11 protein-coding genes, 10 tRNA genes and 2 rRNA genes are annotated in these 16219 nt (G+C 47.1%); 22 read left to right on the top strand and 1 reads right to left on the bottom strand.

Annotated features, from left to right (window positions below; genetic code table 11):
* Positions 1-71 precede the first annotated feature (71 nt).
* From rrf to PAV_RS10165, 15 genes are all read left to right on the top strand, one after another.
* Positions 72-188 (top strand): 5S ribosomal RNA (gene rrf, locus PAV_RS10095).
* 43 nt (positions 189-231) lie between these two features.
* Positions 232-308, top strand: a tRNA-Ile gene (locus PAV_RS10100).
* Positions 309-330: 22 nt separating this feature from the next.
* A tRNA-Ala gene (locus PAV_RS10105) sits at positions 331-406 on the top strand.
* A gap of 99 nt (positions 407-505) precedes the next feature.
* Positions 506-3433 (top strand): 23S ribosomal RNA (locus tag PAV_RS10110).
* Between the two features lie 112 nt (positions 3434-3545).
* Positions 3546-3634: transfer RNA gene (locus PAV_RS10115), tRNA-Ser, on the top strand.
* A gap of 33 nt (positions 3635-3667) precedes the next feature.
* A tRNA-Met gene (locus PAV_RS10120) sits at positions 3668-3744 on the top strand.
* Positions 3745-3767: 23 nt separating this feature from the next.
* Positions 3768-3843, top strand: a tRNA-Val gene (locus PAV_RS10125).
* A gap of 6 nt (positions 3844-3849) precedes the next feature.
* Positions 3850-3925: transfer RNA gene (locus tag PAV_RS10130), tRNA-Thr, on the top strand.
* A gap of 13 nt (positions 3926-3938) precedes the next feature.
* Positions 3939-4015, top strand: a tRNA-Asp gene (locus PAV_RS10135).
* Positions 4016-4068: 53 nt separating this feature from the next.
* Positions 4069-4144, top strand: a tRNA-Phe gene (locus PAV_RS10140).
* Positions 4145-4153: 9 nt separating this feature from the next.
* Positions 4154-4239: transfer RNA gene (locus PAV_RS10145), tRNA-Tyr, on the top strand.
* A 5-nt stretch (positions 4240-4244) separates the two neighbouring features.
* Positions 4245-4320: transfer RNA gene (locus PAV_RS10150), tRNA-Lys, on the top strand.
* Positions 4321-4397: 77 nt separating this feature from the next.
* The gene (locus PAV_RS10155) at positions 4398-4583 is read left to right on the top strand and encodes a hypothetical protein (RefSeq protein WP_157266717.1); all 186 of its coding nucleotides are present in this window, start codon (positions 4398-4400) and stop codon (positions 4581-4583) included.
* Between the two features lie 78 nt (positions 4584-4661).
* On the top strand, positions 4662-5822 hold the full coding sequence (locus PAV_RS10160) for a PucR family transcriptional regulator (RefSeq protein WP_238555792.1): 1161 nt from the start codon (positions 4662-4664) through the stop codon (positions 5820-5822).
* 111 nt (positions 5823-5933) lie between these two features.
* Positions 5934-7055 (top strand): ABC transporter ATP-binding protein, encoded by a 1122-nt coding sequence (locus PAV_RS10165; RefSeq protein WP_005545735.1) that lies wholly within the window; start codon positions 5934-5936, stop codon positions 7053-7055.
* A 282-nt stretch (positions 7056-7337) separates the two neighbouring features.
* On the opposite strand, the gene PAV_RS10170 is transcribed toward PAV_RS10165, so the two are convergent.
* Positions 7338-9161 (bottom strand): fibronectin type III domain-containing protein, encoded by a 1824-nt coding sequence (locus PAV_RS10170; RefSeq protein WP_005545739.1) that lies wholly within the window; start codon positions 9159-9161, stop codon positions 7338-7340.
* A 383-nt stretch (positions 9162-9544) separates the two neighbouring features.
* Here PAV_RS10170 and hprK point away from each other — a divergent pair, with 383 nt between their 5' ends.
* From hprK to PAV_RS32265, 7 genes are all read left to right on the top strand, one after another.
* Positions 9545-10483, top strand: coding sequence for an HPr(Ser) kinase/phosphatase (hprK, locus tag PAV_RS10175; RefSeq protein ID WP_005545741.1), 939 nt, complete (start codon positions 9545-9547; stop codon positions 10481-10483).
* 38 nt (positions 10484-10521) lie between these two features.
* On the top strand, positions 10522-11646 hold the full coding sequence (gene lgt / locus PAV_RS10180) for a prolipoprotein diacylglyceryl transferase (protein WP_005545743.1): 1125 nt from the start codon (positions 10522-10524) through the stop codon (positions 11644-11646).
* 5 nt (positions 11647-11651) lie between these two features.
* A complete protein-coding gene (gene ppaX, locus PAV_RS10185) occupies positions 11652-12299 on the top strand; it encodes a pyrophosphatase PpaX (RefSeq protein WP_005545744.1) in 648 nt (215 codons plus the stop codon).
* A gap of 2 nt (positions 12300-12301) precedes the next feature.
* Positions 12302-12811 carry an acyltransferase gene (locus PAV_RS10190; RefSeq protein WP_005545746.1) on the top strand — a complete coding sequence of 170 codons (510 nt, stop codon included), beginning with the start codon at positions 12302-12304 and terminating at the stop codon, positions 12809-12811.
* 157 nt (positions 12812-12968) lie between these two features.
* Positions 12969-14198: a polysaccharide deacetylase family protein gene (locus tag PAV_RS10195; protein ID WP_005545748.1), complete on the top strand. Its 1230-nt coding sequence runs from the start codon at positions 12969-12971 to the stop codon at positions 14196-14198.
* A 662-nt stretch (positions 14199-14860) separates the two neighbouring features.
* On the top strand, positions 14861-15241 hold the full coding sequence (locus tag PAV_RS37545) for an acyltransferase family protein (RefSeq protein WP_005545750.1): 381 nt from the start codon (positions 14861-14863) through the stop codon (positions 15239-15241).
* Between the two features lie 321 nt (positions 15242-15562).
* Complete coding sequence (locus PAV_RS32265; RefSeq protein ID WP_005545752.1) at positions 15563-16066, top strand: acyltransferase family protein; 504 nt, start codon at positions 15563-15565, stop codon at positions 16064-16066.
* Positions 16067-16219 lie beyond the last annotated feature (153 nt).

Below are 16219 nucleotides of genomic sequence, written 5' to 3' on the forward strand. Positions count from 1 at the left end.
ACAAGGAAGCAAAGCTTCCAAACCAAACGATTGCTCGTTGTCAGTTTTGAAAGATCAACTCTTTCAATCTGTTTGGTGGCGATGGCGGAGGGGTTCCACACGTACCCATCCCGAACACGACCGTTAAGCCCTCCAGCGTCGATGGTACTTGGATCGCAGGATCCCGGGAGAGTAGGACGTCGCCAAGCAGAGCATATATTGCTCATATACAGTTCTTGTTGACTGTGATGAGGGCCCTTAGCTCAGCTGGTTAGAGCGCACCCCTGATAAGGGTGAGGTCGGTGGTTCGAGTCCACTAGGGCCCACCATATAAACTTTATATCCCAATATGGGGCCATAGCTCAGCTGGGAGAGCGCCTGCCTTGCAAGCAGGAGGTCAGCGGTTCGATCCCGCTTGGCTCCACCAAATAGTTTTACAACATTGTACCTTGAAAACTGAATCGCGAAAGTTAAGTGTCTTAGAATCATCCTTTTAGTTGATATACGCTCAGCTATGAGCATACTAGGTTAAGCTAGTAAGAGCACACGGAGGATGCCTAGGCACCAGGAGCCGATGAAGGACGTGGCGAACAACGAAATGCCTCGGGGAGCTGTAAGCAAGCATTGATCCGGGGATGTCCGAATGGGGAAACCCGGCTGTCGTAATAGGCAGCCACGCATACCTGAATACATAGGGTATGTTGAGGCATACGAGGGGAACTGAAACATCTAAGTACCCTCAGGAAGAGAAAACAATAGTGATTCCGTCAGTAGCGGCGAGCGAACGCGGAAGAGCCTAAACCAAGGAGCTTGCTCCTTGGGGTTGTGGGACGTCTCACATGGAGTCAGAAAGGTGTTTATTAGACGAAGAGGTCTGGAAAGGCCCGCCATAGAAGGTAAAAGCCCTGTAATCGAAAGTAAATGCCCTCCGAGACGGATCCCGAGTACCGCGGGACACGTGAAACCCCGTGGGAATCTGGCAGGACCATCTGCTAAGGCTAAATACTCCCTGGTGACCGATAGTGAAGCAGTACCGTGAGGGAAAGGTGAAAAGCACCCCGGAAGGGGAGTGAAATAGAACCTGAAACCGTGTGCTTACAAGAAGTCAGAGCCCTATTCATGGGTGATGGCGTGCCTTTTGTAGAATGAACCGGCGAGTTACGTTTGCGTGCAAGGTTAAGGTGAAGAGCTGGAGCCGAAGCGAAAGCGAGTCTGAATAGGGCGAATAAGTACGTAGGCGTAGACCCGAAACCGTGTGATCTACCCCTGTCCAGGGTGAAGGTGCGGTAACACGCACTGGAGGCCCGAACCCACGCACGTTGAAAAGTGCGGGGATGAGGTGGGGGTAGCGGAGAAATTCCAATCGAACTCGGAGATAGCTGGTTCTCCCCGAAATAGCTTTAGGGCTAGCCTCGGAGTAAAGAGTCATGGAGGTAGAGCACTGATTGGATGCGGGGCCCGCCAAGGGTTACCAAGTTCAGTCAAACTCCGAATGCCATCGACTTATATCCGGGAGTCAGACAGTGGGTGCTAAGGTCCATTGTCAAGAGGGAAACAGCCCAGACCATCAGCTAAGGCCCCTAAATGTATGTTAAGTGGGAAAGGATGTGGAGTTGCCCAGACAACCAGGATGTTGGCTTAGAAGCAGCCATCATTTAAAGAGTGCGTAATAGCTCACTGGTCGAGTGACTCTGCGCCGAAAATGTAACGGGGCTAAACATACTGCCGAAGCTATGGATTGATACGTATGTATCAGTGGTAGGGGAGCGTTGTGTACCGGGTTGAAGGTAGACCGAGAGGACTGCTGGACTGTACACAAGTGAGAATGCCGGTATGAGTAACGAAAAGACATGTGAGAATCATGTCCGCCGAAAACCTAAGGGTTCCTGAGGAAGGCTCGTCCACTCAGGGTAAGTCGGGACCTAAGGCGAGGCCGAAAGGCGTAGTCGAAGGACAACAGGTTGAAATTCCTGTACCACCGTAACCGTTATGAGCAATGGGGGGACGCAGAAGGATAGGGACGCGAGCTGATGGATGCTCGTCCAAGCAGTGAGGCTGATGTGTAGGCAAATCCGCACATCGTTAAGGCTAGGCTGTGATGGGGAGGGAAAATTACAGTACCGAAGGTCTTGATTTCATGCTGCCAAGAAAAGCCTCTAGCCAGGTGAAGGTGCCCGTACCGCAAACCGACACAGGTAGGTGAGAAGAGAATTCTAAGGCGCGCGGAAGAACTCTCGTTAAGGAACTCGGCAAAATGACCCCGTAACTTCGGGAGAAGGGGTGCCTCGGTAGGGTGAATAGCCCGAGGGGGCCGCAGTGAAAAGGCCCAAGCGACTGTTTAGCAAAAACACAGGTCTGTGCGAAGCCGCAAGGCGAAGTATACGGGCTGACGCCTGCCCGGTGCTGGAAGGTTAAGGGGAGTGGTTAGCCGCAAGGCGAAGCTATGAACCGAAGCCCCAGTAAACGGCGGCCGTAACTATAACGGTCCTAAGGTAGCGAAATTCCTTGTCAGGTAAATTCTGACCCGCACGAATGGCGTAACGACTTGGGCGCTGTCTCAACGAGAGATCCGGTGAAATTTTAATACCTGTGAAGATGCAGGTTACCCGCGACAAGACGGAAAGACCCCATGGAGCTTTACTACAGCTTGATATTGGACTTTGGTACGGACTGTACAGGATAGGTGGGAGCCTGAGAAGCCTGAGCGCCAGCTTAGGTGGAGGCGCCGTTGGGATACCACCCTGTTCGTATCGGAGTTCTAACCTAGGACCGTAATCCGGTTCGGGGACAGTGTCAGGTGGGTAGTTTGACTGGGGCGGTCGCCTCCTAAAGAGTAACGGAGGCGCCCCAAGGTTCCCTCAGAATGGTTGGAAATCATTCGAAGAGTGCAAAGGCATAAGGGAGCTTGACTGCGAGACCTACAAGTCGAGCAGGGACGAAAGTCGGGCTTAGTGATCCGGTGGTTCCGCATGGAAGGGCCATCGCTCAACGGATAAAAGCTACCCTGGGGATAACAGGCTTATCTCCCCCAAGAGTCCACATCGACGGGGAGGTTTGGCACCTCGATGTCGGCTCATCGCATCCTGGGGCTGAAGTAGGTCCCAAGGGTTGGGCTGTTCGCCCATTAAAGCGGTACGCGAGCTGGGTTCAGAACGTCGTGAGACAGTTCGGTCCCTATCTGTCGCGGGCGTAGGAAATTTGAGAGGAGCTGTCCTTAGTACGAGAGGACCGGGATGGACGCACCGCTGGTGTACCAGTTGTTCCGCCAGGAGCATAGCTGGGTAGCTATGTGCGGAAGGGATAAGCGCTGAAAGCATCTAAGCGTGAAGCCCCCCTCAAGATGAGATTTCCCAATTAGTAAGACCCCTTGAAGACGACGAGGTAGATAGGTTGGAGGTGGAAGCACAGCAATGTGTGGAGCTGACCAATACTAATCGGTCGAGGGCTTATCCTATTTGATTCAAAACACGAACTTTCGCATTCAGTTTTCAAGGTTCAAGCCTTGTAATTGTATCATGAATCGCGTATAATACGGTGGACAAGCGTATTACGCACCTTAACGAATTGGAGAGATACCCAAGAGGCCGAAGGGGACGCTTTGCTAAAGCGTTAGGGTGTAACAGCCGCGAGGGTTCGAATCCCTCTCTCTCCGCCAGTTATACTCTGGTGATACAATAATTAATAATATGGCGGTGTAGCTCAGCTGGCTAGAGCGTACGGTTCATACCCGTGAGGTCGTGGGTTCGACTCCCTCCGCCGCTACCATATTACCTTTCTTACAAAAACATGGACGCTTAGCTCAGCTGGGAGAGCATCTGCCTTACAAGCAGAGGGTCGGCGGTTCGATCCCGTCAGCGTCCACCATAATATGCCGGTGTAGCTCAGTTGGTAGAGCGGCTGACTTGTAATCAGTAGGTCGAGGGTTCGACTCCTTTCGCCGGCACCATTTTAACCATCCTGGAGCTGTGGTGTAGAGGCCTAACATGCCTGCCTGTCACGCAGGAGACCGCGGGTTCGAATCCCGTCAGCTCCGCCATTTTTATCTCAAGTAAAAGTGGAGGTCAACCCCCACTTTTTTTAATTGAATATGGCTCGGTAGCTCAGTTGGTAGAGCAAAGGACTGAAAATCCTTGTGTCGGCGGTTCGATTCCGTCCCGAGCCACCATTGCAAAATGGAGGATTAGCGAAGTGGCCAAACGCAGCAGACTGTAAATCTGTTCCCGTCCGGGTTCGGTGGTTCGAATCCATCATCCTCCACCATTTGCGAGCCATTAGCTCAGTTGGTAGAGCACCTGACTTTTAATCAGGGTGTCGAAGGTTCGAGTCCTTCATGGCTCACCAGTTTTTTCAATCGATCTCAGCGAAAGCTGAGGTTTTTTTGTATGTTCACGTATATTTTACATGAAGGTGAATATAGCATGATGAAATGGTTAATACGAGCGGTCGTGTTTGTAGCGACAGTTTTTATCGGGTTTGGTATTGCTAAATGGTTTGACGCAATCGGTAAGCCATGGACGGCTGGTATTATTTATGGTTGCAGCATAGTTACCGTTTCAATCGCAGATCATTTGATTCGCATAAGGCAAGAGAAACAGTCTGCCTAATAGCACATAAAGCATAGTCGCTACATAGATACCGGTTGGGGCAGCCTAATCGGTTTTTTTGCATCTTGATATGGTACAATGGAAGTAATTTATGCTGGACGAAATGGGTTGAGAGCGATGATGGATAAGCAAGCATTGCAACTGCAGATCGAGCGACTAACGGGTATGCGCTTAGAGTCGTTACACATTCCAACGGCACAGTGGGAAGAGTGGGTATCAACAGCGGTGGAAGAGAAGGATAATTTACCGTCATCCCCCCTTGCGATGGTAAAGCGAGATGGTCAATGGTTTCTATTATGGAAGCCTGGCAAAACGACAACAGAGGTTATGAAGCTGGATGGCAGCACATTATCAGCGCAAGATCTCCAATGGCTTGGGCTTGTTCTATGGATGCAGCATCAGTCGAAACCTGCAATGAATAGTGCACATGTAACGGATGAGCAGCAGGCCTATCTTATAAGTCAATGGATTATTGAGCATATGAAGGATGGCGATACGACCGCGGAAATTCCGGATTCCTTCTCATGGAAAACAAAAATGTTTACGCAGAGTGTACCCTTTCTGTTGGTGGCAGAGCATGCTCATCGGGAGAATCCGGGATACAAGCATTTATATAAGCTGCTTAAATCCTACTTTGGTGGGGACTTAATTTTGCTACCTTTATCGGACAAGGAATGGCTTATTTTATGCCCAGAGCAGCTGATTCAAGTCAGTGAAGCAGACGAAGATGTGGAATCCAAGGAAACGATGGAGGAACAGCTAACTTCATTCTGTCTAGGGCTGTATGAGCTACTAGCGAGTGAATGGGTAGGGGATAGTCAGTTATCAATTGGTTATCCATTTGCTCCAGTGAAGGGAATGCCATCGGTTGTAAGCCAGCTCAGAGAGACGATGTATTTGGGACGTACCTTTCATGTCACTGACAACATCCATCTTCCTTGGGAGCTGCATTTAGAACGGCTTGTTAACAGTATACCGGATGGGGTGCGCAAGCAGTTCCTTCAGCGGGTCGTAACAAAGGCCGACAGCTTTAATGATCCGGAGACTTTGTCAACTTTAGATACGTTCTTTCAGCATGATTGTAGTGTTAGCGAAACGGCAAAACGTCTCTATATTCATCGCAATACGCTATTATACCGATTAGATAAAATTAAGCATGAGACGGGGTTGGATGTTCGTCAGTTTACGGATGCTGTGTTGGTAAAACTCATATTGCTATTGTACAAAGTAACAAAATAGGACATTCATTTTTGTGCAGATTGTGTATAGTTATTTGTACAGGGTTCCGGTAAGATAAATGTATCGAAAGTAACCGATTACATTTTATCTAACTATAAGGGGGAAACGCACATGGCAGGCGTACGTTTAGAACATATTTTCAAGAAGTATCCGGGTGCAGAAAATCCAACAGTTAAGGATGTTAACCTGGACATTCAAGACAAAGAGTTCCTCGTATTGGTAGGCCCATCTGGTTGCGGTAAGTCGACAACACTGCGTATGATCGCAGGTCTTGAAGAAATCTCTGAAGGTAAATTGTTCATTGGCGATCGCCTTGTGAATGACGTTGCTCCTAAAGATCGCGATATCGCGATGGTTTTCCAATCTTACGCTTTGTATCCACACATGAACGTGTATCAAAATATGGCGTTCGGTTTGAAATTACGTAAGTTCAAAAAAGAAGATATCGACAAGCGTGTTCGTGAAGCAGCTCGCATCTTGGACATCGAGCATTTGCTTGACCGCAAGCCTAAGGCTTTGTCCGGTGGTCAGCGTCAACGTGTTGCCTTGGGTCGTGCGATCGTTCGTGAACCACAAGTATTCTTGATGGACGAACCACTTTCTAACTTGGATGCAAAATTGCGTGGTCAAATGCGCGCGGAAATTTCCAAGCTTGCTAAGCGTTTGCAAACCACTGTTATTTACGTAACGCATGACCAAATCGAAGCAATGACAATGGGTGACCGTATCGTTGTTATGAAAGATGGTATCATTCAACAAGCAGCTTCCCCAGACGTATTGTACAATCATCCGGTTAATATGTTCGTTGCAGGTTTCATCGGTTCCCCAACAATGAACTTCATTACAGGTTTATTATCCGAAGAAGGCGGCAACTTCCGCTTCAAGGCAACTGGCTTGGATGTAGCAGTTCCTGCAGGTCGTGCACAAATCTTGAAAGAAAAAGGATATGTGGGCAAAGAGGTTATTCTCGGCGTGCGTTCCGAAGATATCCATGAAGAGCCTGTATTCTTGGAAGCTTCCCCTAACAGCATCTTCACTGCGGCTATCGAAGTTACAGAGAACATGGGTCATGAAATGTTCTTGTACTTGACAGGTGTAGGCAAGGAAACGGTTATCGCTCGCGTAGACGGACGTTCTAACGCGAAAGAAGGCCAAAACGTGAAGCTTGCTATCGACATGAACAAAATCCATATTTTCGACAAAGATTCCGAGTTGAACTTGTTCGAGAACTAATTCAATATAAAATAAAAAGGCTGGTCCCTTGGGGCCAGCCTTTTTATCTCTTCCATTTCCCACGGAGTCTTTATTTCAACCTTTTAATGACTTTTTGAAAGGCAGTTATGAACTTCATATACCATATATATCCCGATACAGTTTTAATTTGATAGATGTGTAGCCTTAACAAGAATGTTATAAGAGAGAAAATGGCCGCATCGAACTTTTCCAAGTTCAATCGGTTATACTTTTGGACAGTTGAGTGAAATCTATTTTACTGATACAGATTCGGAATTTCCCTTATTGCTGCAATCCATTCAGTGAGGTACGGACAGGTTGCGAGAAGCTGTTGCCACTTGCTTGATCCCAGTTGATAGACCATGTCATGACTCCACGGAAGCCGCGGTAACCGGATGACTTGATTAGCTGATAGGATCCTCCATAAGAAGTGCCTTTAACGAGATATTGTAATGCCTTATCAATATTTGCTGGAGAGGTATAGCCTCCGCTTGCTGCAGCTGGAGCAGCCGGCAAGCCAATCGCGACTTGATCTTCGCGCAGTGCAGGGAAGCGGTTTGCAGCGTTGCCATTGACCGGGAAGCCCTGCAGCAGCATTTCGGCCATGGCAACTTGGAAGTCGGCCGTGCCTTGACTATAGGATCGTCCATCTAATGCGGTGATAGAGCCCGTATTGTAATGTTGAACATGCAGAATATTCAAGCGATCCTTGAACGCATAAATTACTGGCAGATAGGCTCCCCATGGCCCGCCATATGCGACCATGCCTCCTTGTACATACGCGGTTTCTGGTGCCATTGTCAGCATGAAGTCTGTAGGTTTGTTTGACAGGATGGAATGAATTGCGCTAATCAGATTGACGATTTTCGGTGTTGTTGGGTTTTTAAAATCAGTGTCGGCACCGGTTAAGGCCAATGAGCTTCCTTCCAGATCGATATCCATCCCGTTGAAGCCGTATTCCTGAATAAGATCGTTCATGGAGCGGACGAAATTATCTCTAGCTGTTACAGAGGTAAGCTCGACGGTGCCGTTTGCTCCGCCGATGGAGATGAGTACCTTCTTCCCTTGCGATTGGAGCAGGGCGATATCAGCCTTGAATTGTTCTTTCGTTGCGTTGTATGGCGTGAAGGCCATTGTTGCCCTATCGCTGATAGGCTCAGCGAATGCCACTTGAATAATATCGTAGCGTGAGGATATATCCTTTAATCGAATATTGGATGATCCGTTGTCGAAGTTGTGCCAGTATCCGATTAATTGCTTCGAACTGGAGCCAATCGGAACTTGAGGTGTGTCGGCCGTAAGGACATTGCTATCCGCAGAGCGATTGCCAGCAGTGTCGAATGCACGAACGAAAATGGTATAGGAAGTTGCGGCATTCAGTCCCGTCAAGGTGTAAGTCGTGTTGGTTGTGAAAGCAGCGTCAGAACCATTAAGCAGGATATCGTATCCCGCAACGCCGATATTGTCTGTGGATGAATTCCACGCTATCGTTAAGCTGGTTGGGGTAGCTGACAGTAGTTGCAATCCGGTAGGAGCTGTAGGCGGATCAGTATCGACAGGCGCGGCGTTCGTACGAACGACAAGGCTGCTGCTTGGTGTGGATCGGTTGCCTGCTGCATCCAGAGCGGTGACGGTGAATGAATAAGAAGTGTTAGGAGTTAGAGCTTTGACAGTGAATGAAGTGGAATTCGTTGATCCTGCAAGCTGTGAACCATTGTATACTTCATAGGATACAACGCCGATGTTATCCGTAGCTGCATTCCATATTAATGCGATCTCGGCAGTGCCAATCAAATCTGCGCGCAGGTTAGTTGGAGCTGTAGGAGGTGTGGTGTCGCCGGGATCATCAGCTGACAGCTTCCATAACGCAGGTACATTTGGCGGCTCCCAACCAGTAAGAGAGGTATGAGCTTGGAGGCAAGCATATGTCTTCCCACTGTAGGAGACGAGATCTCCGGACTTGTATGCGGTGCTCGGCGACCATGGAGCAGCTGCTCCGAGTACTGTGGAAGGAAAGATCGACAGCAAGAGGACGAATACAAGAGCAAGGGCTGCAAACGATCTTGGAAGCGGATTCATTACCAATCGTAACGGACTTCGATTCATGAGAATGCCTCCTTCGTTCAAAGATAAGGGATGGACAGATGGGTCTGACAGGGAAGTCATTATAGGTGAGGATCGGATTCCTACATTTAACGGGTTTTATGATTCGCAGTAACGAAGGGTGAGGAATCCGGATAAATATCATCCACCTCCTTTTCCGTAAGTAATTTGAAATATTCGTGAAAATTAGGGGATTTTCCTGCTTCCCCTCAACTAAATATAGAAATATTCTCTTTGATTATTCCGTTGTTGTGTTTACGAGGTGAGGTACGTTGAAAAAAGCGAGCTTTTCCTATACGATGAATACAAAGAGATACGGCATTATTAGCATCATAACAGGACGTAAGCGATTGTGAGCAATGCCGGAGACGAAGGAGTGAACGACGATGGCCAAAAAGGTAAAGGTCTCCGAAATGGTGGAGCAGTTCCACCTGGAGGTTTTGGCTGGCGATACAGGCTTGAAGCGGACAATTACTGTTGATGATTTGCATCGACCGGGGCTTGAGATGGCCGGATATTTTGAATATCACCCGAAGGAACGTGTACAGCTGCTCGGCAAGACGGAGCTTGCTTTCTTCGAGATGCTCTCCCCAGAAACGAAGCGTGAACGGATGCAATTGTTCTGTTCGGAAGAGATGCCCTGCATTATCGTAACAAGAGGACTCGATGTTCCGCAGGAGATTATCGACGTATGCCAAGAGCAGGGAGTGCCCTTGCTGCGCTCACGCATCGCAACAACGATTCTGTCTAGCCGCATTACGAGCTTCCTGGAGAAGAAGCTGGCACCAACGGCAACCATTCATGGCGTATTGGTCGATGTATATGGTGTCGGAATGCTTATTACTGGCGGCAGCGGGATTGGTAAGAGTGAGACTGCATTAGAACTGGTTAAGCGCGGACATCGTCTAGTAGCGGATGACGCAGTAGAAATCCGTCAAACTTCTGACAATGTACTGCACGGTTCGGCACCAGAGCTTATTCGCCATCTGCTTGAAATTCGCGGCATCGGTATCATTAACGTTATGACATTGTTCGGGGCAGGTGCCATTCGTAACAATAAGCGAATCAGCGTGGTCATTTCATTGGAGAATTGGCAACAAGATAAGCAATATGATCGTTTAGGCATTGATGAGGAGACAACCAGAATTATTGACACGGATGTTCCACTCGTTACGGTACCGGTTCGTCCAGGCCGGAACTTGGCCGTTATTATTGAAGTGGCAGCCATGAACTATCGTCTCAAGCGTATGGGTTACAATGCGGCATTGCAGTTTACGAACAAGCTGACAGAAACGATTGCCGAGGATATGGATGATTTTGATTGATCATAAGCGTAACCTATATACATGAAGGAGTGTAAAGCATGGCAACAATGCTGCTAGATCCGATAGCGATTCAGCTAGGGCCGCTGAAGGTGCATTGGTACGGGATTATATTAGGTACCGCTGCATTGGTTGGTCTGCTGCTCGCAATGCGGGAAGGAAAGAGATTCGGCATATCCCAGGACTTCTTTATGGATTTGCTATTGTTCGGTGTGCCTTCTGCTTTGATAGGGGCGCGTGCATATTATGTGGCGTTTAAGTGGGATGAATATAAAGACAATTGGGTAGATGTCTTTAAAATATGGAATGGGGGCATTGCCATCTATGGTGCCCTAATTGGTGCAGTTATCTGTGCGATGATTTATGTCCGCAAGAAGGGCTATTCGTTTTGGCGGATTGCGGATATCTGTGCACCCGGGCTTCTAATTGGACAGGCTATCGGACGCTGGGGCAACTATGTGAACCAAGAAGCATATGGCGGGCCGATTGAGGAAGCGTTTTTGCGCAACACCTTGCATCTTCCTGATTTCATTGTGAATCAAATGAACGTTCAAGGTATATTCCACCACCCAACCTTCTTATATGAATCGCTGTGGAGCTTCACAGGAGTGCTGCTGCTATTCGGCTTCCGCCGTCTACGCAATGTGCGCAGCGGTGAAGTATTCATCAGTTATCTAATCTGGTATTCGATTGGGCGGTTCTTTATTGAGGGACTGCGTACGGATAGCTTGGCGTACCAAGGATCAGACTGGGTAGTATCATTGATTGATGGACTGTGGTCTCCAATGACAGTTGTATTCGAGCCAGGCTATTTAGATCCTGCATATGGCAATGTACGCATCTCGCAGTTGCTTGCCATCTTCTTAATTGTAGCGGGCGTTATTCTTATTATCGCTCGTCGTATGACAGGTGCTGCGCGAGTTCCTTATAATTCGCCGATGACTTCCGCGATTCGTGTAGAGGCAGGTACAGATGCTACCGGGAGTTTGCCCCAAGTGGAGGCACCTGTTCAGAAGACCATGGCAGTCGAAAATGTAAAGAACGAAGAAGTATCTGTGGAAGAAGCAGCGGAGAGCATGCAGGGCTCACCGGACTCTTCTGAATTGGAAGTAGCGGATAAAGGGACAGATAACAAACAACTAGATCATGATAGCAAGAAGGAGTAGTATAAATGATACGAACGGTACTATTTGATTTGGATGGCACAATTATCGATACGAATGAGCTTATCATCGAGACTTTTCTCCACGTACTGCGAGATAAGACGCCGTCGCCGTTCACACGTGAACATATTATCCCAAGTATGGGGCTTACGCTAGAAGAGCAAATTCGAATTTTTACAGGACAGGATCAGGTTGATGAACTGGTGGCAGCTTACCGAGAATACAACGTTACGCGTCATGACGAGCTTGTACGTGAATTTCCTTATGTGAAGGAAGTGATGGCTGAGCTGCATGCATCAGGGATTCAGCTCGGTGTCGTGACGACGAAAATGCGGGCTACAACAGAGCGGGCCCTGCGCATGTTCGGTCTAATCGACTATTTGAGCACGATTGTTACCGTTCAGGATGTGACTCATCCGAAGCCGCACCCTGAACCTGTGCTTCGTGCTGTTGAAGCACTGAAGGCAGATCCAGTACAGACGATTATGGTCGGCGATAGTCCTGCAGATATACAAGCTGCGAATGCTGCTGGTGTTGTATCATGCGGCGTAGCTTGGTCACTGAAAGGAGAAGCTGTACTTCGTCAATATGAGCCACGCCATATTATTCATGACATGCGTGATTTGTACGCATTGGTCGGATTGGAGCGGAAATAAAAGTGAGAGATGTGGAGCGGCATCCTGTCGAAGGACCGAATAGTCTGTGGCAGATCTACCGTACGGTCAGTCCTTGGAAAGGAATGTGGAACTTCATCTGCATTCAAATTGCACGGTATAGCCCATCCCTGCGACTGAAGCTGTGGATCTATCGTAGGCTTCTGCGTATGAAGGTTGGAGAGTGCACAGCCTTCGGTCTGATGGCGATGGTGGATGTCTTCTTTCCTGAACGAATTGAGATCGGGGATAATACGATAATCGGCTATAATTCCACGATCTTGGCGCATGAATATTTGACACATGAATATCGACTCGGAACTGTGCGTATCGGCAGCCATGTCATGATCGGGGCCAATAGTACGATCTTACCTGGTGTCACAATTGGGGATCACGCAGTTGTCGCTGCGGGAACGGTCGTGTACAAAGACGTATTGCCTGGTCAAATGGTAGGCGGCAATCCTATGCGGGTCATTCGGGATGCAGCTCTCATGACAGAACTGTCCTCACAATAGAAGAATCAGCCGAGAAGTGGTAGGAAAGGGGCTCCCCACCTGCCACTTTTTTTGGTATTTACAAACAATTTGTACATGGAAACAATAATGTCAACAATTGAGAAGTAGGTTAGTTTAAAATAGGTGTAATGTTACTGGAAGAAGAGGGAAGTACAACATGCGAAAGAAACGCACTGTAGGTGTCATATTGCTCATAGCTCTTCTATGCTGCACGCTGTTCTTGAATACGGATGGAGTACAGGCGCAATCACACCGTATTGTATGGGATGGGTATAATGGTTTTGAAGAGCAAGCATTGTTGATGGGGAATGAGTGGTATGTCCCAGCCGACGCCCTAGAGAAAGCCTTTGGCATTCAAGTGCGTACGACAGACAAACAATTGGAGATGTCTTCAACGGATAATCTGAAATCACATTGGGAATACAGACCGCTCCATTATCGTGGTGAAGTGATAACACTAATGTATCACAATATTCAGAAGAATCCAGATCATGTCACCTTCATTTCACCGAATCAATTAGAGGAGCAGATTCAGGCTCTGCTTCATAACAATTACAATTTTATATCCATGGATCAGTATATAAACTTTATGCTTTATGGGGCGCAGATTCCGCCGAATGCTGTCTTGATGACATTCGATGACGGCTATGAATCGTTCTATACGGAAGTGTACCCGATTATGCAGAAGTATCATATTCCAGCGACGAATTTTGTAATTGTGTCAACGATTGATAATCGAAAAAGTGTAGGAAGACCAAAGCTGACTTGGGAACAAATGCGAGAGATGAAGCGTAATGGTATGAGCTTCTACAGCCATACCTACAATTCCCATGCATACACGGTGGTTAACGAGAAGGGGACTTTGAGGCCGATGTTGTCCAAGCCTCAGTATTTGAAAAAGCTCCATCGCAAGGAGACGCGTGAGGAATTTACAGCTCGGGCCAAACAGGATCTTCAGCGGGCAGAAATGCGATTGAAGCAAATGCTTGGCAACACGTATAGTGTGGTTGCTTTCCCGTATGGAGCTTTTAACAAGGATGTTCTTGATGTATGCAAGCAATTGGGCATCTATGTTACTTTCACTGTGAAGCCGGGCATCAATCAACGCACGACTACGAATGGATTCCGTATTAATGCAGGCAATCAAAAGATTAGAACATCTGATCTGTTAGAGCGAATGGGGAATAAGGGCAAGGATGCTCAGCTTGGACGTGCCAAGACTTCTTATACGGTACGATGGAATCAGGAGCCGGTATACTCTGAGCTGAGGCCGGTGAGAAAAAAGGACATTTGGTATCTTCAGCTCGCTCAGCTTCATCAGGTGTTCGGTATTAAATATAAGATTGACGATGTTCAACAGGTTGTGAGGTTGTTTCCCGGGAAATAACCTCACAAGTTGTCGAAATTAATAATTTGTATTGCCGAGTTGCCTCTATAATTCGACATCATTAGGCTCTCGGTAATGGGGAGATAAAAATAATATGTGCAATAAGTAAAGAATTCTTCACCCTAATCTATCTTATAGAGCTATCGCGATGTTGGACATAGTGTGCATTCATGCAACATCATAGACGATTAAGGCAGAGTATACGAATGACCTATTTTCGTCTATAATTTTTTTCTATATGTTCAGCAAATTTTGCTGTAGGCCTTCTTGCTGCCTGAAAGGCTTCGACATGTTCTATACTTATGATGACAAGGGTTATCCTCATTGAATATTCCTTAAAGGAGTTCTACCCCAAACGATTACAGCTCATTCTTCTCCCCTTTTTCCCTTTACCACTTGTTATTTTATTCTGGAGTTTTTAGACTGCCCGTCAAAGTTGAAGCCTATTAGACTTGTCATGGTATATGGACTTAACTTAATAAGGAGACAAACCTACTCTTAGAATTTCACCCATCGCTATATTTCAAGATAGTTGGATGTTCATCGGGGCACTGCCGAAAAAAGGTGGAGGCACAACGAAACAAAAAGCCAACAAAAGCAGATAACTTTACAGCCTCCAAGTTAGAAAACAATACGTACGTGGGTCTGTCTTTGTTAAATGAATGCATCGGCAAAGACCTGACGTAGTGGGGAGGGATGCAATAGAGCCACGAAAAGATCGTATTTCTACTCTTTCTATCGTGCGGGCACTTGCCATACTTGGTGTCATTAGTGTGCACGCTACATCAGAAACCGCAGCAATTATGAAGAAATCGAGCGTATTTTACGGATATACCTTCTTTAACATTTTCTTTAAGTATGGAACGCCTACGTTTATTTTGTTAAGCAGCTTTGTTCTTTTTTATAACTACGGAGGCGATAAGCTGCAGGTCAGTGTGTTGGGAAAGTTTTATAAAAATCGATTTTTCTATGTATGTATTCCGTATGTAATTTGTTCTCTTTTTTATTTTGCTTTTGTACAGGTAACACTGTACTCGCACTAATCGTAGAGCGAAGCGGCTCCTTTATTCGTAAACAAGCTGTTAACAGGGACAACTTATACGCATCTATATTTCGTGTACATCAGCATTCAATTTTATTTGTTGTTTCCATTGCTGCTCTTGCTGTTCCGTTCACGGCGAATCGTGGCTTGGGCTATTCCGCTTGGACTTGCTTGCAATGGGGGTTTGTCGTATGGAACAAATACGGTGTGCAAATTCCAGCGAAAGGGAGTATTTCGCTGTCATACATAAGCTTTTATTTTTAGGTGCTTACTTAGGGATACATTTTCACAATATACTGATTCTATTGGACGAGCTTGCTCGGTGCGTTATAAGCTGATGACGGCTGCTATCTGGTTGTCATGGCTCGCATTTGCACTGCTGCATGTGCAGATCTGGTATTGGACGCGTTCAACAGGCAAAGAGATGCATTCTCTGATCTACGAACTGCTTTGGAATGGACACACGATGCTTTCAGCGATTGTACTTATGCAGCTTGCGTTCTATTTGGAGCGGCGTCTTCCGAATCTGGGGCGGAAGCTTTTGTCTCAGTTAGGTGATTTGTCATTCGGAATGTATTTGATTCATCCTGTATTTCTCGCCGTATATCGGAAGTTCCCTTGGTATAAGGGGAGTCCGCTGCTGTATCCTTTATTCATTGGAGGCGGATATCTGTTCGCGCTCGGGATGTCGTGGATATTCGTATATGGGGCAATCCGATATATACCGGGCGCTTCATTTGGACTAGGTGCTTCGCCGCGCTATTTGATGAACCGCAAAAAGCCAGTCGCAACAATTGATGTGGCTAGACACAGCAATGCATCTTAACAATAGTATAAGGTAAAAATTCATACATTGTCATCAGACGGAGGACGCCCTGTATTCTTGCAGTATGCAAGGAACGGGCGTCCTTCTCTGCTTATGCAAAAGCTGACAATGAAGGGGTCAACAAGTCAAACAAAGTAGATTAAGGAGAGGTTG

The sequence above is a fragment of the Paenibacillus alvei DSM 29 genome (genome assembly GCF_000293805.1).
In the GTDB taxonomy this organism is placed as follows: Bacteria; Bacillota; Bacilli; order Paenibacillales; family Paenibacillaceae; genus Paenibacillus_B; species Paenibacillus_B alvei.